The organism is Hymenobacter metallicola, from assembly GCF_004745645.1.
GTDB classification, from domain to species: Bacteria; Bacteroidota; Bacteroidia; order Cytophagales; family Hymenobacteraceae; genus Hymenobacter; species Hymenobacter metallicola.
In genome coordinates this window covers 1,534,085-1,554,351 of sequence record NZ_SRMB01000001.1, presented here as the reverse complement: position 1 = coordinate 1,554,351, position 20,267 = coordinate 1,534,085, and the positions used below count along the sequence as shown (strand labels likewise).

Below are 20,267 nucleotides of genomic sequence, written 5' to 3'. Positions count from 1 at the left end.
CAATGAGAAAACTTCGACTGTTGTTGGGGCTTCTGTTGCTGCTGGCTGGCGTCGTTTCGACGGCTCAAGCCCAGGTCGTGACCACCCAGCCTACCTTCTTCCGCGACACCGACCCGGTTACGCTCACCTTCGATGCCACCCAGGGCAATGCCGCCCTGGCGGGCTTCACCGGCCCGGTGTACATCTGGACCGGCGTGATTACCGATAAGAGCACCAGCAACTCCGACTGGAAGTACGTGAAGAGCTCCTCGTTCAGCCAGCCCGACCCGGCCGCTCTGATGACGCGCAGCACCACCAACCCCAACCTGTACACTATCAGCTTCACGCCCCGCACGTTCTACAATGTGCCCGCGGCCGACAAGATTCTGAAGCTGGCCATGATTTTCAAAAGCGGCGACGGCTCGGTGGTAGGCCGGGGCGCGGGTGGCAGCGACATTTTCGTGGACGTGGCCCAGGGGGCCTTATCGGTCCGCATCACGGCTCCGGTGGCTCCCGGCGGCAACAACCCGCTCTTCGTCAACGCCAACACCCAGATCAGCGTGAGCGGCACGGCGTCGTCGGCGGCTACGCTGGCTCTGTATCTGAACAAAAACCTGGTGACCCAGCAAGCCAATGCTACCACGCTCAGCGGCACGGTAACGGCCACCCAGCCCGGCCGCAACGTTATCAAGCTGACGGCTACCAGCGGGACTACTTCCGTATCCGACTCCATCGTGTTTGTCATTCGGCCCGCGGTAACCGTAGCGGCCCTGCCCGCCGGTGCCAAAGACGGGATTACCTACCTGAACGGCGGCACTTCGGTGATTCTGAAGCTGACGGCCCCGGGCAAGCAGTTTGCCTACGTGCTGGGCGAGTTCAACAACTTCCAGCCCACCGACGCGGGCTACATGAACAAGACGCCCGACGGCAACGACTGGTGGATTCAGCTCAACGGCCTGACCCCCGGCCGGGAATATGCCTACCAGTATCTGGTCGACGGCAACCTGCGCGTGGCCGACCCCTACTCGGAAAAGGTGCTGGACCCCAACAACGACCGGTTTATTCCGGCCGCTACCTACCCCAACCTGAAAGCCTACCCCACGGGCCTGACCACGGGCATCGTGTCGGTGCTGCAAACCAACCAGCAGGCCTACCAGTGGCAGACTACCTCGTTCAGCCGGCCGGCCCGCACCGACATGGTGATTTACGAGCTGCACCTGCGCGACTTCCTGCGCGACCACGACTACAAAAACCTGCGCGATACGCTCAACTACCTGAACCGCCTGGGCGTAAATACCATCGAGCTGATGCCCATCAACGAGTTTGAGGGCAACGAAAGCTGGGGCTATAACCCCTCGTTTTACTTCGCGCCCGACAAGTACTACGGCACGAAAGACGAACTCAAGCGCCTCATCGACGAGTGCCACCGCCGCGGTATTGCCGTCGTAATCGACATGGTACTGAACCACTCGTTTGGCCAGTCGCCGATGGTGCAGCTCTACTTCCAGGGCGACAAGCCCGCCGCCAACAGCCCCTGGTTTAACCCCGACGCTACCCACCCCTTCAACGTAGGCTACGACTTCAACCACGAAAGCCCCTTCACCAAGTACTTCTCGAAGCGGGTAATGGAGTTCTGGCTGCAGGAATACAAGATTGACGGCTACCGCTTCGACTTGTCCAAGGGCTTTACCCAGCGCAACAACCCGACGAACGTGGGCGCCTGGGGCAACTACGACCAGTCGCGCATCGACATCTGGAAAGACTACTACGACTTCATGAAGACCGTAGACCCGAATGTGTACTGCATCCTGGAGCACTTCGCTGATAACTCCGAAGAGAAAGTGCTGGCCGACTACGGCATGATGCTGTGGGGCAACCTGAACCACGCCTACAACGAGGCCACCATGGGCTACGTGAGCAGCTCCAACTTCAGCGGCGGCTACTTCGGGGCCCGCAACTGGAACAGCCCCAACCTGGTAACCTACATGGAAAGCCACGACGAGGAGCGCCTCATGTTTAAGAACCTCACCTACGGCAACCAGGCCAACCCCGCCCACAACGTGCGCGACCTGAACACGGCCCTGGCCCGTAACGAAGCCGCTGCGGCCTTCTTCTTCACCGTGCCCGGCCCCAAGATGATCTGGCAGTTTGGCGAAGTAGGCTACGACGTGAGCATCGATGAAAACGGCCGCGTGGGCAACAAGCCGATTCGCTGGGAGTACTACCAGAACGCGAACCGCCGCAAGCTCTACAACACCTACCGGGAGCTGATTGCCCTGAAGAAAACCCAGCCCGTGTTCAAAACCGGGACCTACACCCAGCAGCTGGCCGGCGCTACCAAGTCCATTCACCTTTCGGATGCCAACCTGAAAGTGACGGTTATCGGCAACTTCGACGTGACGGCCCAGCCCATCAACCCCGAATTCCAGCAAACCGGCAAGTGGTACAACTATATGACCGGCGACTCCATCACCGTGACCAACGCCTCGGCGCCCCTCACGCTGCAGCCCGGCCAGTACGCCGTATATACCTCGCGCCTGCTCAAGAAAGCCACCGTGCTAAGCAACAAGCTGCGCACCACCGACGCGCTACGCCTGACGGCCGCCCCGAACCCGGCTGCTAGCAGCGCCCAGCTGCGCTACGAACTGACCACCCCGGCTGCGGTAACTGTTACGGTACAGAACCTGCTGGGCGCTACCGTGCGCACCGTGAAGTCGGGTACGAAGCAGCCCGCCGGGGCCTACCAGCTCGGTCTGCCCGTACAGGATCTGGCCAACGGAGTATACCTCGTGCGCCTGAGCACCGGCGAACAGGTGCAAACTACCCGCCTGGTGGTACAGCACTAGAGAGTAGCGTTTAGAACTCAGAAATTAGAGCTCAGAACTGAGCCTGAGTTCGTAAAATAAAAAAGGGCCGATTCTCTTCAGAATCGGCCTTTTTTTATAACCTAAGCCTAAAGGCTCAACATACTTCTAAGCTCTAAGCTCTAAGCGCTAAGCTTTCATGGCTTCCTCGTGGTAGCTTACCAGGTCGTCGATAGGGGAGCGGATGATTTTACCGACTTCCATACCGTGCTTGCGGGCTACCTGCGTCAAGGCGTCGCGGAAGTTGTAGGCCACCGAGCCCACGCAGTTGAAGGTGTAGTCCTGGTAGTTGGGGTAGTGCAACACGATGTTCTCGAAGAACGTCTCGAAGCCCTGCAGCACAATCTCGCGGCAGTAGCTGATGTTGTTGTGGTCGTAGGCAAACTTGCCGAAGCTGGCCAGAAACCGGTTGGGCAGGGGCTGGTTGTAGAGCCGGTCCAGAATGTCTTCGCGGGTGAGGTTGAACTCGGCGCGGAAAATGTCTTGCAGGCCGTCGGGCAGCAGGCCGCGTAGGTAGTCGCGCATCAGGCGCTTGCCGATGAAGGAACCACTGCCTTCGTCGCCCAGGAAATAGCCCAGGGAATCGACGTTGTAGATGATTTTCTCGCCATCGTAGAGGCAGGAGTTGGTACCAGTACCCAAAATGGCCGCAAAGCCCGGCTTACGGCCCAGCAGGGCCCGGGCCGAGGCCAGCAGGTCGTGGTCGACGGTGACGTTGGCGTTGGGGAAAATCTGCCGCATGGCCTGGGCAATAACGTCGGCTTTCTTCGAGGACGACACGCCCGCGCCGTAGTAGAATACTTCCCGAACTTCTTCCCGCGCCAGGGTTTCCGGCAGGTTTTTGTCGAGCGAAGCGGCTACGGCCGGCGTCTGCATGAAGTCAGGGTTATAGCCCTCAGTGTTGAAGTACACCCGGTTGCCAGTCTCGTCGAGCTGACACCAGCTGCTCTTGGTTGAGCCGCCGTCGGCAATGAGAATCATACGGTGAAGTATAAGTAGTGAAAGGACAGGTCGAAAGCCGGCCCCAGCTCCGATGCCGTCCGCAAGGATTGCACCGGGGCTAATACGGCCGGTTCTCAACGCACAGCCCGCCCGAAGCGCAGCTATTTGGTTGCGAAGCTAGCAGGTTCCCCGAAACGAAGTGCATTGGAACCCTACTTTGTAGCCCTTTTCACTGACTCAATTAAGCTAAAGGGTAGCTTGTAGAGTAAATAAAGGGCTGTTAGCTAAGTTGTTATTGGTGTTTGGGCTGATTGTAGCGCATGACAGTAAGTAGTAACTCACCGAGAGCTGGTTTTATAAGTTGCGTAGTTTATTTCTGCCAAAGTATCTATACCTGCGCCCGGTGCTGTCGGATTCAGCAGCTCGGGGGTATGCCTTCTAAAGTCGCTTTGCTATCCGGCCGGCAAGCCACTAAAAGTAAAAGGGCCGCTGAACTTCAGCGGCCCTTTTGGGTAGGGGAGGAGCTTGGTAGCAAGGCCCTAGTTTTTCTTCAGGGTGTACACCGGCTTGGGGCTGGCGTTTGTATCGAGGGTGACGGTGTAGTTGCCCGCTTCCGCAATTTTCAAGTTAGCACCGTCCTGCTTCAGCGAACCATCCGTACCATCGGCGCCCAGGTTGTTGGTCCAGGCTTTATTGGCCCGGAACTTAAACTCGTCGGCTTTCAGGTTGGTCGTCACCGTCCACACTTTCTTGTCGAAGTCGTAATTCATATCCAGGTCGCTGTCCCAGCTGTTGCCGGCCGGGCCGATGATGCGCCATACCAACGCGGGCAAGTCACGCGACTCGTAGGGCGTGCCGCTCAGCGAGGTCAGGGCCGTCAGGTAGGGGTCTACGTTGGCAGAGTACGACGACTTCAGGCGCACATCCAGTTGGCCGGGCTGCCCTACGGCTATTCCCAAGTCTTTAAACAGGGTGTTCACCTCAGCTACAGTGAAAGTTTTTTTGCCGGTCGTACCGCCGTCCACTTCCTTCATTGCTGCGAAGTTGGTGCCTTTTTTGGCAAACTGCAGCGTGTAGGAGCCCGTCACGGGGTAGCCCGATTCGCTGAAGCTCAGCGAAACCGGCGTCCAGGTATAGGTTACGCCTTCTTTGTCAGCATTTGCACGCTGCAAATCCACGGCCGTAGCGGAGGCCGTCAGCACAGGAGCCGCGCCGGGCTGGGCCGTGATTTTGGTCTCATCCTTCTCGCAGGAAGTCATGAGCATCACGGCAGCACACATCCCGATGATTCGGGTAAGCCAGTTTTTCATGGGAATTTTTTTGTGGAGTGAATGTCCGGGGCGGAAGCCACAGCAACCAAAGACTTCCGTGCCCTCCGCCCGTAGACAGCTTGATTTAATAACCAGGATTTTGCTTCAGGCCGGGGTTGGCTACCAGGTCCGTCGACGGAATCGGGAATACATTCAGGTTGTCCGATACCGCGCGTCCTTCCTTCACGCCACCTTTCCAGGGCCACAGGTACGATGCGGTCGTAAACTTCTTGAAGCGGATCAGGTCAGTACGGCGGTGACCTTCCCAGTGCAGCTCACGGCCCCGCTCATCCAGGATAAAATCCAGGGTCAGCTGCGAGGCGCTGATGTTGCCAGCAGTGGAATTGCCGTAAGCCCGGGTCCGGAGTTCATTCACGTAAGTCAGGGCCTGGCCGGCGTTGCCACCCGTGCCACCGCGCAGCACTGCTTCCGCGTAGGTCAGATAGGCATCCGACAAACGGAACATGGGGAAGTCAGTATCCGGGAACGTCAGGTTCTTGCCAGCGGCCCCGGTCGACGTGATGTTCTTAAACTTCACTACACCCAGGCCATTGGTAGCCTCGGTCAGGTTGTCGATTTCCAGGGTCTGGCCCTTGGTGTAGAAACGACCCCGCCGGTCAGCTGCCGTATCGGGGAACAGCTTAAAGAAGGCGCTTGTGGTACGCGTACCGCCCCAGCCACCGTCCATGCCGAAGGCTGCAGCGGGCATGGAGCCCACGATACCGGCGTGAATGATGAAGGTCGTGCCGCCGTAGCCTTTGGTGAACTCACCGTCGAAAGCTACCGGGAAAATAACCTCGGGAGAAGTATTGTTATCGGCCAGGAAGTTGCGGCCGTAAGCTGACGAAACGGGCGTAGCCGTTTTCTGCAGCATATAGCCGGCGTTGATAACCTTGCTGGAGTACGTAATTGCGTCGGTGTAGCGGGGCGTGCCCGTGTACACTTCGGCGTTCAGGTACATCTTGGAGAGCAGCATCCAGGCCGCCGCTTTGTCGGCGCGGGCGTACTGGTTGGCGCGGGCATCCACCAGGTCATTCTCAATAGCCTTGAGCTCTGACTCGATATAGCTGAACAACTCGGCGCGGGGAATCTGGCGGGGCTGGAACGAGCCAACTTGGTCATTTTCGGTGGCGAACGGCGGGTTGCCAAACAGGTCCATCGAGTGGAAGTAGCTCAACGCACGCAGGAAGCGGGCTTCGGCGCGGTATTTCCGGATGTTATCGGCATTGACACCCGTGATGCCACGGCCGCTGAGCTTCTCGTCGGTTGATTCCCGGATGAACTCGTTGCAGGCCGAAATCTGGTAGGCAATGCGGTTGTACATAGCCCGGATGAAGGGGTTGTTCGACGTCCAGTTCATCAGGTGGTAGTCCTGCAGGCCGTCGTCGCCCCAGGCAATAACGGCCTCGTCGGTGGGCAGCTCCTGAATCGACCAGTACTGCCGTACATAGTTCGAAAAGCCTTCATCCACCCCGGACAGGTCGGGCTTGCCCGAGGGGCCGGTCTGCCCGCTCAGGGCCAGGCCGGCGTAGAGCTTGGCCAATACCATCTTGTAGTTCGCCGGGTCGGCGTACACTACGTCAGAGGTTACTTCATTAAAGGGCTCACGGTCGAGGTCTCCTACGCAGGAGGTGGCTGCGGTGAGTAGAGAGGCGGCCACCGACAGGGTAGCAAAGCCTCGTACAAACGTCTTTTTCATGTTTTGCAGTACCTACGTACGATTTAGAAACCTAGATTTAGACCCAGCGTGAACGTGCGCGGACGGGGGTAGAAGTTGTTGTCGATACCGCTCGAAATCTCTGGGTCGAGACCCGAGTACTTCGTGATGGTAAACACATTCTGAACCGCGGCCGTTACCCGGATGTTCGATTTGTTTTCAGCAAACGTGCGCAGGTTGTAACCTACCGTAATGTTGTCCATGCGCAGGAACGAGGCATTCTCCACGTAGTAGTCGGAGAACAGCTGGTAGCCGCGGAAATTGGTGTTATAGAAATCAGGCGTCAGGTTCTGCAGGAAGCCGTTGGTCGAGATGCCCGACAGGGCGGCCTGCTGCGAATTGATGTTGTTGTACACGTAGTTGCCCAGGTTGGCACGCATCGTGAAAGCCAGATCAATTTTCTTGTAAGTAGCATTCGAACCGAAGCCCAGTGTCACCTTCGGAACGGGCGACTTGTAGCGGTACCGGTCGTCGATGGTGCTCTTGCCGTCGCCGTTCAGGTCAGCGTACAGGCCCTCGATTGGCCGGCCGTTGGCGTCGTATACCTGCTTCTGCACGTAGAACGAGTTGGCCGTGTAGCCTACCGAGTTCACCTGGATGTTGCTGCCCACACCGCCACCAATACCACCGACAGCGTAGCCCTGGAAGTCAGGCAGGGTGTTACCCAGGCTGGTGATTTTGTTTTCGTTGTAGGTGGCGTTGAAGTTCAGGTTCAGGTTCAGGTCGTTGGTCCGCACGGGGTTGGTGTTCAGCGAGAATTCAATCCCCTTGTTTTCAAGGCTACCGATGTTGGTGATAATCTCGTTGGTCAGGTTCGTCAGGGCCTGGGGCGCTACTTTCGCCAGCAGGTCGTCGGTGCGACGCACGTACACGTCGATAGCACCGCTGATGCGGCCGTCAAGGAAGCCGTAGTCCAGACCGGCGTTGTAGGTCGTGGTTTCTTCCCACTTCAGGCCAGTATTGTAGCCTTCCGAACGCAGGGTCATCACGTATTCGTTACCGAACTGGTACGAAGCCGAAGCTTCGCCGTAGGTGTAGCGGGCCAGGAAGGGATAGTTGCCAGCGGCCCCTTCAATGTCCTGCTGACCCGTAACACCGTAGCCTACGCGCAGTTTCAGGTCGGAAAGCAGGTTGGTGTTCTTCAGGAAGGATTCTTCCTTCACGCGCCAGGCCAAGCCAACGGCTGGAAACAAGCCAAACTTGTTGCCGGTCGGGAAGCGCGACGAACCATCGTTCCGCAGGGTAGCCGTCAGCGAGTAGCGGTCCTTGAAGTTGTAGGTCGTCCGGCCGAAGAAAGATACCAGGGTGTTCTGGGTCTTGAAGGGGAAAGCGGCCTTAATAATGGTTCCGTCTGCCGAAGCCTGGTACGAATCCAGGGGCTGGTCGCGGATAAAGTCCTGGTAGGAGTAGCCGCCCAGAACCGTGAAGCGGTGCTCGCCCACCTGCTTGGCGTACTCCAAGTAGAAGTCCAGCAGCTTGTTGTCTTTCTTCTGCGAGTAGATGTTGTTGGCGCCCCGGTTCGAGAATTCGATGGCGGCAAAGGCCGGAACGGCCGTTGTACCGTTGCTGCGCAACAGGTCGTAGCCCAGGTTCAGGTTGGCCCGCAGCTCGGGCAGGAAGTGGAATTTGTAGTCGAACTGAATGTTACCGATGGCCCGCTTGGCGGTGCTGCGGTCACGCTTCTGGTTCAGCTGAGCCAGGGGGTTGCGGGTGCCGTTCACGTTCAGGGTCCGGTCGCCGTTCAGCCACTCGTAGTAGCCGCCGAAACGGGCGTCGTCGCCGGTGAAGATGGGCTGGGTCGGGTCGAAGCGAGCAGCGTTGCCGATGGCGCCGGCGTCGGCGAAGGTGTTGTCGACCCAGCTGCCTTTGGCGTTAATGTCGATGCGCAGGTGGTTGTCAAGCAGCATCGGGTTGATGCTGATCGAGCCGGTGTTACGAACCAGCTTGTTGGTCAGCAGGATACCTTGCTGGGACGTGTTGCCCACCGAGGCCCGAATCGGCAGCTTGCCCACCGAGCCAATCAGGCTCAGGTTGTTGTCGAAAGTGTAGGCTTTGCGGAAGATTTCTTCCTGCCAGTTGGTGTTGCTGGTGCCCAGCAGAGCCTTCTGCGAGGCGTTGCCGTAGCTGTTTACCACGCTGCGGTACTCATCGGCCGACAATACCTTGATGGTTTTGGTCTTCTCCGAAATCGACGCCTGGGAGTTCAGCGTCACGCGCAGCTTCTCGCCCGACAGTCCCTTTTTGGTGGTAATGAGAATAACGCCGTTCGAAGCGCGCGAACCGTAGATGGCGGTGGCCGAAGCGTCCTTCAGGACGGTGAAGGTCTCAATGTCGTTAGGGTTCACCAGCGTCAGGGGGTTGGAAACGCCCTTGTTCTCGGAGTTGTCAACCGGTACGCCGTCGATTACGATCAGCGGGTCATTGTTGGCGTTCAGCGAGGAGCCGCCGCGGATGCGGATCTGGGAGGCAGATCCGGGAGCACCACCACCAGAGGTGATTTGCACCCCGGCTACCTTGCCCTGAATCAGCTGCTCGGGGTTGATTACCTGCCCCTGCACAAACTGCTTTTCCGATACAGTAGCAATGGAGCCCGTCACGTCTTGCCGACGCTGGGTGCCGTAACCGACCACTACCGCTTCACTTAGCAAGGTTGTATTTTCAGCCAGGGAAATGTCGGGCAGCGCGGTGGTCTGACCGGCCGTTACCGTGACGGGCTGGCGCTTGGCGTTGTATCCCACAAAGGAGGTAACCAGCGTTTGCGCACCGGCCGGTACATTCTGAATCAGATACGTACCATCGGCATTGGTCGAGCTACCCAGCGTCGTGCCTTCAATTAGCACAGTAGCACCTGGTACCCCTTGGCTCTTTTCGTCCAGGACCCGGCCACTCACAGCGCCGGTTTGGGCGAATGCGCTGGTGAATCCAGCACAAACGAACAGTAGCAGAAACAGTAGTTTCGCTAGGTAAGTGTGTTTCATTGAAAATGGGTTAGGAGAGGGAATTTTTTAACTGGGCAAGCCAGCGGCGGGATGAGGCAGTGCAAGGAAGGGAGAGTAGAAGCTCGTGCCTGTACAACACGGTTTCGTCTACTTTTATCTCTGCACAACATCATCCTTCTCGTTAATAAACTACGCAAGATAAAGTTTTGAAAACTATAAATACAAGGCACACTCACCTCCCATAAAAAATAGTTTTCACCCTATTTTCAGTGCAAAGGTTTGCACAGACCTAAAACCCTTCTTTAAACAAGGTTTTAGGTCCCCAATTGGGCGGAATCAGGGTAATTCTTTTTGCTTGGACCTGAAAAAAAGCTGAGTCTCAGTGAGTGCGTATTCACCAACTGCCTGAGTACAGCTCAATTTAAGATAATCAATTGTCTTAGATTTGTTATAAAAACTGCTGGCCTTCATTGGGATGTGCAAGCACCTATTGAGTAGTCGGCTTTCACTCTTTGCCTGAAAAGGGTGAATCCAATTCAGTGGTCATAAGTTCTGCGTCTTTTATTGTAACCCTCTATTTACTAAGAAGAAGGCATGCTTAGTTGGCTGCTGGCAGGGCATGGAGACATCCTAAAACTGGTTTGGGGCAGGAATTCTGATACTTTTAGACGATGAAACATACGCTTTCCCTCCTTCTGCTGCTGGCAACTTTGGGGGCCCATGCTCAGGTAACGCTCAAGCTTGCCAGCGTACCCGCTAACACCCCGGCTACGGCGACTCTCTACGTGGCAGGCTCTTTCAACAGTTGGAACCCCGGCAGTGCGGCGCACGCGCTTACCAAAAATGCTGACGGAAGCTACCAGATCACGCTGCCCCACAGCACTGGCACCATCGAGTACAAGTTTACCCGGGGGGCCTGGGCTTCGGTTGAAACCAATGCTGCTAACGGCTCGGTGCCCAACCGCAGTTATACCTTTGGCGCCGGGCCCGCCACGGTGGCGCACACCGTGCTGAACTGGGAAGACCTGGCCGGGGGGAGCAGCTGCACTTCGTCGGCGCTAAACCCCAACGTGCGGGTAATGGCCACCGCGTTCCAGATTCCGCAGCTGGGTCGTACTAGGCGGGTGTGGCTGTACTTGCCCAACGACTACGCTACCAATACCGCCAAGCGCTACCCCGTGCTCTACCTGCACGACGGGCAGAACGTGTTCGACAACTGCACCAGCTTTTCGGGGGAGTGGGGCGTGGATGAAACCCTGAGCCAGCTCCAGCAGCAGGGCCTCGACGCTACGGGCAGCATCGTAGTTGCCGTCGACAATGACGGGCAGCAGCGGCTAAACGAGTATTCGCCCTGGAACAACCCGCAGTACGGCGGCGGGCAAGGCGACCAGTACGTGGATTTCCTGGTTCAGACCCTGAAGCCCTACATCGACTCGAACTACCGCACCCTGACCGGGCGGGAGTACACCGGTATTGCCGGCTCCAGCATGGGCGGGCTGATTTCGGTGTATGCTGCCCTGAAATATCCCCAGGTGTACAGCAAGGTAGGCGTGTTTTCGCCGGCCTTCTGGTTTGCCGAGCAGCCTTTATTTCAGTATGTGCAGCAACACCCGGCCAACCCGGCCACCCGGTTTTATTTTGTGAGCGGCACCCAGGAAAGCCAAACGATGGTACCGCTGATGCAGCAGATGCGTGACGCGCTACAGAGTGGGGGAGTGCCCGCCGCCAACCTGAGCTTCCAGGCCCGGCCCGACGGGCAACACGCCGAGTGGTTCTGGAAGCGGGAGTTCGGAGCTGCCTACCAATGGCTTTCAGCCCCGGCTACCGTAACCGCAGCTAGCCCAGCCCAAACGGCCCTGGCGTTTAGTGTGTACCCAGTGCCCGCCCGAGATGCCGTGACGGTGCAGCTGCCCGAAACAGTAAAGGAAGCCCGGCTGGAAGTACTGGATTCGACGGGCCGGATCATGCTGAAAAGTAAAGTCCGCAGCGGGCAGGCCGTGGACGTGCGCAAGCTGAGCAAGGGAGCCTATTTCCTGCGGCTGACGGCGGGCAAGCAAGCTGGCAGTCAGGCCCTGATCAAGGAGTAAACATTGTAAGAACTAGCTTGCTTTGCTGCAGATTTGGCGTAGGAGTAGCAAAAGAATTACTGATTCTCTAAGAGAAAAAGCAAAAACTTATTGCGCAAGTCCCGGTTGTAGGTCTATATTTGCGGCATCAACAGCCCTCCGACTGGGCCAGTACTCTGACAATGACCTTTCACGTAACCCAGCAAGCATGGTGGTGGCCTCTCCGAAACTCCGGACGGGAAAACCTGTGCGTGCGGTAAGGTCGTAGTCAACTCAACCTCGCATCAAGCATATCAAAGGAAAGCCCGGCCACCCGCCGGGCTTTTTTTATTTCCGCCCCGCGTCAGCCGCTTCTGTTTTACTTCTCAAACCCAGCCCGCCCCGAGCGGGAACCGCTGATGAAACCAGTTCACCTCAAAACCCGCCACGTCCGCCTGCTTGCCGATACCGTGACGCCCGTGGGCCTGTATCTGCGCCTGCGCGACCAGTACACCAACTGCCTGCTGCTGGAAAGCTCCGACTACCATGGCCAGCAGAACGCCTTCAGCTACCTGGCCTTCGAGCCCCTGGCCCGCTTCGAGGTGAGCCGCGGCGAGCTGCGCCAGACCCTGGTGGATGGCTCGGTGACCACCGAAACCCTGGCCCAGCCCCGCCTGGCGCTGACCCGCCTGCAGGAGTTTGCCGACTCGTTTCAGGCCGAGAAGCTGGAGTTCGACTTCATCACCGGCGGCCTGTTTGGCTACATCGGCTACGAGGGCGTGCAGTACTTCGAGGATCTGACCCTGAACGAGGAGAAAGTAGCCGCCGGCCAGATTCCGGACATCATCTACGGCACCTACCGCTACGTCATTGCCATCAACCACTTCCGCAACGAGCTGTTCGTCTTCGAGCACACGCTCGCCGGGGAGCCCACCGACCACGACGGCCTGACTAAGCTGGTGAATCTGATCCGCAACCCTAGTTTGCCCGAGTTTGGCTTCGGGCTGGTGGGCGCGGAGCAAACGAACCAGACGGACGAGGAATTTCTAACCCGGCTGGCGGCCGGCCAGCAGCACTGCCGCCGCGGCGACGTGTTCCAGATTGTGTTGTCGCGCCGCTTCCAGCAGGGTTTTGTGGGCGACGAGTTCAACGTGTACCGCGCTTTGCGCTCGGTAAATCCTTCGCCTTATTTATTCTACTTCGATTACGGCAACTTCAAGATCTTCGGCTCCTCGCCCGAAACCCAGCTTCTGATTAAAGGGCGCCAGGCCAGCCTGTTTCCCATTGCCGGCACCTTCCGCCGCACCGGCCACGATGCCCAGGATGCCGAGCTGGCCCAGAAGCTGGCCGCCGACCCCAAGGAAAACGCCGAACACGTGATGCTGGTCGACCTGGCCCGCAACGACCTGGCCCGCCACGGCGACGAGGTGAAAGTGAAGGTGTTCCGCGAAATCCAGTTCTACTCCCACGTTATTCACTTGGTGAGTGAGGTCAACGCCAAGCTGGCGCCCAACGCGGCGTCGCTGCAAGTGGTGGCCGATACCTTCCCGGCCGGCACGCTCTCCGGGGCACCCAAGCACCGGGCCATGCAGCTCATCGACCAGCTCGAACCCACCGGCCGGGGCTACTACGGCGGCTGCCTGGGTCACCTGGGCTTCAACGGCGACTTCAACCACGCCATCATGATTCGCTCCTTCCTGAGCACCGGCAACCAGCTCTACTACCAGGCTGGGGCCGGCGTGGTGGCCGCTTCCGATATCAACTCCGAACTCAACGAGGTGCACCACAAGCTGGCCGCCCTGCGCAAAGCCCTGGAAGCCGCCGAAGCAGTAGGAGAGAAGCTTACGGCCACGGTTTAATCGACACAACAGCAGAACGCCATGAAAATCCTGGTTCTCGATAACTACGACTCCTTTACCTACAACCTCGTGCAGCTATTGCGCGAGCTGGGCTACGGGGACAGCACCGACGTGGTGCGCAACGACAAAATCAACCTCGACGACATCGAGCAGTACGACGCCATCATGTTGTCGCCGGGGCCGGGGGTGCCTTCGGAAGCGGGACTGATGCCGGAGGTAATTCGGCGCTATGCTTCCACGAAGCGGATGCTGGGCGTGTGCCTGGGGCACCAGGGCATTGCCGAATCCTTTGGGGGGCAGCTCTACAACCTGCCGGCCGTGCTCCACGGCATTGCCACCGACGCCGACATCGTGGCGGGCGAAGACCGGTTGTTCAACGGTCTGCCCGAGCGGTTCAAAGTGGGCCGCTACCACTCCTGGGTCGTGACGCCGGAGGGTTTTCCCGAAGAGCTGGAAATAACGGCCCGCGACACCAACGGCCAGATTCTGGCTTTTCGCCACCGGCAGTACGACGTGCGCGGCGTGCAGTTCCACCCCGAGTCTATCTTGACCGAGCACGGCCACCAGATGCTCAAAAACTGGCTCGAAGGGTAGAACGTTAATTTCCCTCCTCAGATGAGGAGGGGTGCCCGAAGGGCGGGGTGGTTGATTCGTTGTTTATCCAGAACGCCCGACAAACAACATCAGCAACAAGTCAACCACCCCCAACCCCTCCTCATCTAAGGAGGGGAGTTGCCCCACTTCATTCAAAATTTCTCCCTTGAAAAAGTTTCTCACCACCCTGTTCGAGCAGCAGACCCTGAGCCGGGACGAAGCCCACGAGGCCTTGTCGCAGCTGGGGCAGGGGGCCGCCAACCCCGCCGAAACCGCGGCCTTCATGACCGTGTACCGCATGCGGCCCATTACGGTGCCCGAGCTGGCCGGCTTCCGCGACGCGTTGCTCGACCTCTGCCGCGACCCGCAGCTGGGTACCCGCGAGGTGCTCGACATCGTGGGCACCGGCGGCGACGGCAAGGACACGTTCAACATCTCCACGCTGGCCTGTTTTGTGGTGGCTGGGGCTGGCTACAAGGTGGCCAAGCACGGCAACATCGGCGTGTCGAGCATCTGCGGCTCGTCCAACATTCTGGCCCACTTCGGCTATGATTTCGACGCTTCGTCTGATACCTTACGGCGGCAGCTGGAGGAAGCTAACATCTGCTTTCTGCACGCCCCGGCCTTTCACCCGGCCATGCGCCACGCCGGACCGGTGCGCCGGGAGCTGGGCGTCCGCACCTTCTTTAATATTCTGGGCCCGCTGGTAAACCCGGCCCGGCCCGCGGCCCAGCTGGCGGGCGTATTCAGCCTGGAGCTGCTGCGCCTCTACAATTATCTGTTTCAGCAGACCGGCACCAGCTACGCCGTGGTCCACGCCCTGGACGGCTACGACGAGCTTAGCCTAACTGGCGCCGCCAAGCTGAGCTCGGTCCGCGGGGAGCAGTTTGTGACAGCTGAAGACCTGGGCCTGAACACCTACGACCCGCGCGAATTGGCCGGCGGCCGTACCGTTGCCGAGTCGGCGGCGCTGTTCCGGGGTATCCTCGAAGGCCAAGCCACCAGCGCCCAGCGCGACGTGGTGACGGCCAACGCCGCCCTGGGCATTCAGTGCCTGCGGCCCGAACTTACGTTTGCTGATGCCCTGGCGGCGGCCCGCGAGTCATTGGATTCGGGCCGCGCCCGGCAGGCGTTTGGCCAGCTGCTGGGGTGAGCCGGAGTGCGAACCATAACCCAAGATCGGCCTAGCCAACATTCGAGTTACAGTCAAAACCATTAAACCACTGCCGCCGGGTACCTTTTTACCTGCTCAGCGGTTCTACTTCCTCTGATTCACTTTTGGCCGCGTAATCATCGGCGCCCTTCATCTAATATGAGTACTTCCCCCACGACCGGTACCATTCTCGACAAAATTGTGGCCCACAAGCGCCGCGAGGTGGCTGAGCGCCAAAGCCTGGTGCCTGCCACACTGCTCGAGCGCAGCGTCTACTTCCCCAACCAGCCCGTGTCGCTGCGTAAATACCTGCTGCGCGACGACCTGAGCGGCATTATCGCCGAGTTCAAGCGCAAGTCGCCGAGCAAGGGCTGGATCAACCAGCACGCGCCGGTGGAACGCACCACGCTGGGCTACATGCAGGCCGGCGCCTCGGCCTTGTCGGTACTGACGGACGCGGAGTTTTTCGGCGGCAAAAATGAGGACCTGACCATAGCCCGGCGCTTCAACTACTGCCCCATTCTGCGCAAGGATTTTGTGGTCGACGAGTATCAGATTCTGGAAGCCAAGAGCATCGGCGCCGATGCCATTCTGCTGATTGCGGCCGTGCTGACGGCGGAGGAAGTGCTGCGCTTTGGGCAGCTGGCCCGCAGCCTGGGCCTGGAAGTGCTGCTCGAAGTGCACAACGCCGAGGAGCTGGCCCGCACCCTGCACCCCGACGCGGTGAGCCTGGTGGGCGTGAACAACCGCAACCTGCACGACTTCAGCCTCAGCCTCGACACCTCCCGGGAGCTAGCCGAGCAGATTCCCAATGAGTTTGTGAAAGTCACGGAAAGCGGCCTGCACTCGGCCGCCGATATTCAGATGCTGCGCGCGGCCGGCTACCGGGGCTTCCTCATCGGCGAAGCTTTTATGCGCAGCAGCCGCCCCGAAAAAGCCTGCTATAGCTTGGTGCAGGAGCTGCATGCCACCGAGCCAATTACGCTGATTTAAGTTGTACCGCGAAGGTTCACTGCACGCCCCGTCCGCGCCGCCGCAACGAGTATCGTTCCACGCTATGAGCCACTCCCCAACCTCATCCGAAACTACCACGGCGCTGCGCATCAAGGTGTGCGGCATGCGGGAGGCGGCCAACGTGGCAGCCGTGGCGGCGCTGCACCCAGACTTTCTGGGCTTTATCTTTTACCCAAAGTCGAAGCGCTTCGTAGCCGATACCCTGGATGCGGAGTTGCTTGGGCAGCTGCCTGAAGGCTGCCAGAAAGTGGGCGTGTTCGTGGATGAAGGTACGGCGGTAATTCAGCAGCAGGTAGCCCGCTACGGCCTAGATTTGGTGCAGCTGCACGGCCACGAAACGCCGGCGCAATGTGCTGAACTGCAAGCCGCCGGCGTACCCGTTGTCAAGGCGTTTGCCTTTGAGGCGGGCTTTGACTTCGATACGCTCCGGCCCTACGCGCCCTACTGCGCCTACTTTCTCTTCGATACGAAAGGGGAGCAGCCGGGCGGCAACGGCACCACGTTTGATTGGCAGCTGCTGCAAGGCTACCCGCTCGAGGTGCCCTACTTCCTGGCCGGTGGCCTCGACGAGCAGCATGCCGCCACCTTAGCCAAGCTGCAGCTGCCCGGCCTCTACGCCGTGGACTTAAACAGCCGGTTTGAGCTGCAGCCCGGCCTGAAAGACGACTCCAAGCTGGCCCGCATGTTCACTAGCCTGCGTGCCTGACCTTTTCTCCTTAGTCTCACCGGCAGCCCAATAGCTGCCCGATACCGCGAAATCCTGTGAGTACATCCACCACTTCTGCTTTTCAACCCAACGCCCGGGGCTACTACGGCGAGTTCGGCGGGGCTTTTATTCCCGAAATGCTCTACCCCAACGTGGAGGAGCTGCGCGAACAATACCTGCAGATCCTGGCCGAGCCCGAGTTTCAGGCCGAGTACCAGCTGCTGCTGCGCGACTACGTAGGCCGGCCCACACCCCTATTTGAGGCCAAACGGCTGTCGGCACGCTACAACACGCGCATCTACCTCAAGCGCGAGGACCTCTGCCACACCGGCGCCCACAAGGTGAATAACACCGTGGGGCAGATTTTGCTGGCCAAGCGTTTGGGCAAGACCCGCATCATTGCCGAAACCGGGGCCGGGCAGCACGGCGTGGCCACGGCTACCGTTTGCGCCCTGATGGGCCTGGAGTGCATCGTGTACATGGGCAAAACCGACACCGAGCGGCAAAAGCCGAACGTGGAGCGCATGCGCCTGCTGGGCGCCAAAGTCGTGGCCGTGACCAGTGGCAGCCAAACCCTGAAAGACGCTACCAACGAGGCCATCCGCGACTGGATCAGCAACCCCGTGGACACGCACTACATCATCGGCTCGGTGGTGGGCCCGCACCCGTACCCCGACCTGGTGGCCCGGCTGCAGTCGGTTATCAGCGAGGAGATGCGCAAGCAGCTGCTGGAGAAAGTCGGCCGGGAGCTGCCCGACTACGTGGTAGCCTGCGTGGGCGGGGGCTCCAACGCGGCCGGGGCCTTTTACCACTTCCTCGATGAGCCCTCGGTGCAACTGGTGGCCGTGGAAGCGGCCGGCCACGGCATTCACTCGGGCCATTCGGCGGCTACGTCGGTGCTGGGTACGCCGGGCATTATTCACGGCTCCCGCACCTTGCTGATGCAGGATGAGCACGGGCAGATTACCGAGCCCTACTCCATTTCCGCCGGCCTCGATTATCCCGGTATCGGACCCCTGCACGCCTACCTGGGTTCTTCCGGGCGGGCCCGGTTTATCAGCATCGAGGACGAGGATGCGCTGACGGCCGTGGCCGAGTGCAGCCGGTTGGAAGGCATCATTCCGGCCCTGGAAACCGCCCACGCCCTGGCCGCCCTGGGGCAGCTCGGCGCCGGCCCCGAAGACGTGGTAGTCATCAACCTTTCCGGCCGCGGCGACAAAGACCTGGAAACCTACATGAAGTACGCCGATAAGCTTAAGTAATCATGCCCAACCGTATCCAAGAAGCTTTTGCCAAGAAAGGCCAGAACCTGCTCAACGTCTACTTCACGGCGGGCTACCCCAAGCTGCACGACACCATTCCGCTGATTGAAGCCCTGACCGAAGCCGGCGCCGACCTTATCGAAATCGGCATGCCCTTCTCCGACCCGCTGGCCGATGGCCCCGTGATTCAGCAAAGTAGTTCGGTGGCGTTGGCCAACGGCATGAACCTTTATGTGCTGTTTGAGCAGCTCCAGGAAGTACGGGCCAAAGTACCTGATACCCCCTTGCTGCTGATGGGCTACCTGAACCCGATTATGCAGTTCGGCATGGAGAAATTCTGCCAGGCTGCGGCCGAAGCCGGCGTGGATGGTCTTATCCTGCCCGACCTGCCGCTGGTGGAGTACGAGGAGGAGTATCAGGCCATTTTCAAGAAGTACAACCTGCAGCCCGTCTTTCTGATTACGCCCCAGACCGCGCCGGAGCGAATTCGGCACATGGACACGCTCACCGATGCCTTTCTATACTTGGTATCGGGCCCCGGCACCACGGGTGGGGCCAACACCCAGGCTGAAGGCGTGCAGGAAGCCTACTTCGAGCGAATTGCGGACATGAAGCTGCGCAACCCCCGCCTCATCGGTTTCGGCATCGGCGACAAAGCTTCCTTTCAGCGGGCGGCCAGCCACGCCCACGGCGCCATCATCGGCTCGGCCTTTATCCGGGCCCTAGAAGATACGCCCGACGCGCCAGCCGCCGCCAAGCGCTTCGTTTCCTCTATTCTCAACTGATTTTTCCCATCCACACATTCCGTCTGTTCTCCCGAGCGTGCGAAGGATGACAGGATAAAAGCAGGGCAGCCCCTCATGATAATTCAACTCGAAAAGAACATTTCGGCCGAGCAGAAAGCCGACATCATTGCCCGCGTTAAAGACGCCAAGTTTAAAGTCACGGAAGTCGACACCCAGCGCGCCAGCTACCTGGTGGGCACCGGCAAGGCCGAGGTCGACCTGCGCACGTTGGGCCAGCTGCCCGGCATTCTGGATATTCACCGCGTATCGGATGAGTACAAGCTGGTGAGCCGCAAGTGGCGGGTGCGCCCCACCGTGCTCGACCTCGGCGACGGAGTCCGCATCGGGGAGGGCAACCTGAGCATTGCCGCCGGCCCTTGCAGCATCGAGAGCGAGGCCCAGATGGAGAAAATCATGCAGCACCTCGTCGACAATGACGTGCGCCTGATGCGCGGCGGAGTGTTTAAGCCCCGCTCGTCGCCCTACTCGTTTCGCGGCCTGGGCATGGACGGCCTGAAGCTGTTTCACCAGATGGCCCGGGCCCGCGGCATCAAAATCGTGACCGAGGTCATGCAGGTGTCGCAGGTGGAGGAGATGCACGACTACGTGGACGTGTTCCAGGTAGGCGCACGCAATACCCAGAACTTCAACCTGCTCGATGCCCTAGGCGGCGTGGATAAGCCCGTGCTCATCAAGCGCGGCATCTCGGGCACGATTGAGGAGCTCTTGTCGTCGGCCGAGTACGTGTTTTCGGGCGGCAACGAGAAGCTGATTCTCTGCGAGCGGGGCATCCGCACGTTCGAAACAGCCTCGCGCAATACGCTTGACCTCAACGCTGTACCGATTCTGAAGGAGAAAACCCACCTGCCGGTGGTAGTCGACCCCTCGCACGGCATCGGCATCCGCGACTATGTGCCCACTATGGCTCTGGCCGGCGTGATGGCCGGGGCCGACGGCATCCTCTACGAAGCCCACGAGAAGCCCGAAGAAGCCGCCTCCGACGGGGCCCAAACCCTGAACTTCCAGGAGTCGGAGCGTCTGATCCGCAATTTGCGCAAAGTCTACGCCCTGCGCCAGGAGCTCGAGTAGGGTTAGTTG

The 20,267-nt window shown here is 59.4% G+C and carries 14 protein-coding genes; 10 read left to right on the top strand and 4 right to left on the bottom strand.

The features are described 5' to 3' along the window. Positions 1 to 2 precede the first annotated feature (2 nt). Positions 3 to 2,825 carry a DUF4961 domain-containing protein gene (locus E5K02_RS06595; protein ID WP_135393258.1) on the top strand — a complete coding sequence of 941 codons (2,823 nt, stop codon included), beginning with the start codon at positions 3 to 5 and terminating at the stop codon, positions 2,823 to 2,825. Between the two features lie 147 nt (positions 2,826 to 2,972). Here the strand turns inward: E5K02_RS06595 and E5K02_RS06590 are convergent, their stop codons facing one another. From E5K02_RS06590 to E5K02_RS06575, 4 genes are all read right to left on the bottom strand, one after another. Continuing rightward, positions 2,973 to 3,824, bottom strand: coding sequence for an N-acetylglucosamine kinase (locus tag E5K02_RS06590; protein WP_135393256.1), 852 nt, complete (start codon positions 3,822 to 3,824; stop codon positions 2,973 to 2,975). Positions 3,825 to 4,324: 500 nt separating this feature from the next. Then, positions 4,325 to 5,095 (bottom strand): SusE domain-containing protein, encoded by a 771-nt coding sequence (locus E5K02_RS06585; RefSeq protein ID WP_135393254.1) that lies wholly within the window; start codon positions 5,093 to 5,095, stop codon positions 4,325 to 4,327. A gap of 85 nt (positions 5,096 to 5,180) precedes the next feature. Continuing rightward, positions 5,181 to 6,794, bottom strand: a complete 1,614-nt coding sequence (locus tag E5K02_RS06580; protein ID WP_135393252.1) for a RagB/SusD family nutrient uptake outer membrane protein — start codon at positions 6,792 to 6,794, stop codon at positions 5,181 to 5,183. A 23-nt stretch (positions 6,795 to 6,817) separates the two neighbouring features. Beyond that, complete coding sequence (locus E5K02_RS06575) at positions 6,818 to 9,790, bottom strand: SusC/RagA family TonB-linked outer membrane protein (RefSeq protein ID WP_135393250.1); 2,973 nt, start codon at positions 9,788 to 9,790, stop codon at positions 6,818 to 6,820. Positions 9,791 to 10,422: 632 nt separating this feature from the next. Between E5K02_RS06575 and E5K02_RS06570 the strand changes: the two genes are divergently transcribed. The 9 genes from E5K02_RS06570 (at position 10,423) to aroF (ending at position 20,258) form a co-directional block, all read left to right on the top strand. After that, complete coding sequence (locus E5K02_RS06570) at positions 10,423 to 11,838, top strand: alpha/beta hydrolase-fold protein (RefSeq protein ID WP_135393248.1); 1,416 nt, start codon at positions 10,423 to 10,425, stop codon at positions 11,836 to 11,838. Positions 11,839 to 12,215: 377 nt separating this feature from the next. Then, on the top strand, positions 12,216 to 13,655 hold the full coding sequence (locus tag E5K02_RS06565) for an anthranilate synthase component I family protein (protein ID WP_135393246.1): 1,440 nt from the start codon (positions 12,216 to 12,218) through the stop codon (positions 13,653 to 13,655). A 21-nt stretch (positions 13,656 to 13,676) separates the two neighbouring features. Beyond that, positions 13,677 to 14,249 (top strand): anthranilate synthase component II, encoded by a 573-nt coding sequence (locus tag E5K02_RS06560; protein ID WP_135393244.1) that lies wholly within the window; start codon positions 13,677 to 13,679, stop codon positions 14,247 to 14,249. A gap of 166 nt (positions 14,250 to 14,415) precedes the next feature. Beyond that, the gene (gene trpD, locus E5K02_RS06555) at positions 14,416 to 15,402 is read left to right on the top strand and encodes an anthranilate phosphoribosyltransferase (RefSeq protein ID WP_135393242.1); all 987 of its coding nucleotides are present in this window, start codon (positions 14,416 to 14,418) and stop codon (positions 15,400 to 15,402) included. 159 nt (positions 15,403 to 15,561) lie between these two features. Then, a complete protein-coding gene (trpC, locus tag E5K02_RS06550; protein WP_135393240.1) occupies positions 15,562 to 16,395 on the top strand; it encodes an indole-3-glycerol phosphate synthase TrpC in 834 nt (277 codons plus the stop codon). A gap of 64 nt (positions 16,396 to 16,459) precedes the next feature. Continuing rightward, entirely contained in the window at positions 16,460 to 17,122 is a 663-nt protein-coding gene (locus tag E5K02_RS06545) for a phosphoribosylanthranilate isomerase (protein ID WP_135393238.1), read from the top strand. A 56-nt stretch (positions 17,123 to 17,178) separates the two neighbouring features. After that, complete coding sequence (gene trpB / locus E5K02_RS06540; protein WP_135393236.1) at positions 17,179 to 18,384, top strand: tryptophan synthase subunit beta; 1,206 nt, start codon at positions 17,179 to 17,181, stop codon at positions 18,382 to 18,384. A 2-nt stretch (positions 18,385 to 18,386) separates the two neighbouring features. Further along, the gene (gene trpA / locus E5K02_RS06535) at positions 18,387 to 19,169 is read left to right on the top strand and encodes a tryptophan synthase subunit alpha (RefSeq protein WP_135393234.1); all 783 of its coding nucleotides are present in this window, start codon (positions 18,387 to 18,389) and stop codon (positions 19,167 to 19,169) included. A 75-nt stretch (positions 19,170 to 19,244) separates the two neighbouring features. Next, a complete protein-coding gene (gene aroF, locus E5K02_RS06530) occupies positions 19,245 to 20,258 on the top strand; it encodes a 3-deoxy-7-phosphoheptulonate synthase (RefSeq protein WP_135393232.1) in 1,014 nt (337 codons plus the stop codon). The last annotated feature ends 9 nt before the right edge of the window (positions 20,259 to 20,267 follow it).

Bases quoted from the DNA above. Each gene is read 5' to 3' on its own strand.
- E5K02_RS06595 (WP_135393258.1), top strand. From the start codon at position 3: ATGAGAAAACTTCGACTGTTGTTGGGGCTTCTGTTGCTGCTGGCTGGC.
- E5K02_RS06590 (WP_135393256.1), bottom strand. From the start codon at position 3,824: ATGATTCTCATTGCCGACGGCGGCTCAACCAAGAGCAGCTGGTGTCAG.
- E5K02_RS06585 (WP_135393254.1), bottom strand. From the start codon at position 5,095: ATGAAAAACTGGCTTACCCGAATCATCGGGATGTGTGCTGCCGTGATG.
- E5K02_RS06580 (WP_135393252.1), bottom strand. From the start codon at position 6,794: ATGAAAAAGACGTTTGTACGAGGCTTTGCTACCCTGTCGGTGGCCGCC.
- E5K02_RS06575 (WP_135393250.1), bottom strand. From the start codon at position 9,790: ATGAAACACACTTACCTAGCGAAACTACTGTTTCTGCTACTGTTCGTT.
- E5K02_RS06570 (WP_135393248.1), top strand. From the start codon at position 10,423: ATGAAACATACGCTTTCCCTCCTTCTGCTGCTGGCAACTTTGGGGGCC.
- E5K02_RS06565 (WP_135393246.1), top strand. From the start codon at position 12,216: ATGAAACCAGTTCACCTCAAAACCCGCCACGTCCGCCTGCTTGCCGAT.
- E5K02_RS06560 (WP_135393244.1), top strand. From the start codon at position 13,677: ATGAAAATCCTGGTTCTCGATAACTACGACTCCTTTACCTACAACCTC.
- trpC (WP_135393240.1), top strand. From the start codon at position 15,562: ATGAGTACTTCCCCCACGACCGGTACCATTCTCGACAAAATTGTGGCC.
- E5K02_RS06545 (WP_135393238.1), top strand. From the start codon at position 16,460: ATGAGCCACTCCCCAACCTCATCCGAAACTACCACGGCGCTGCGCATC.
- trpA (WP_135393234.1), top strand. From the start codon at position 18,387: ATGCCCAACCGTATCCAAGAAGCTTTTGCCAAGAAAGGCCAGAACCTG.
- aroF (WP_135393232.1), top strand. From the start codon at position 19,245: ATGATAATTCAACTCGAAAAGAACATTTCGGCCGAGCAGAAAGCCGAC.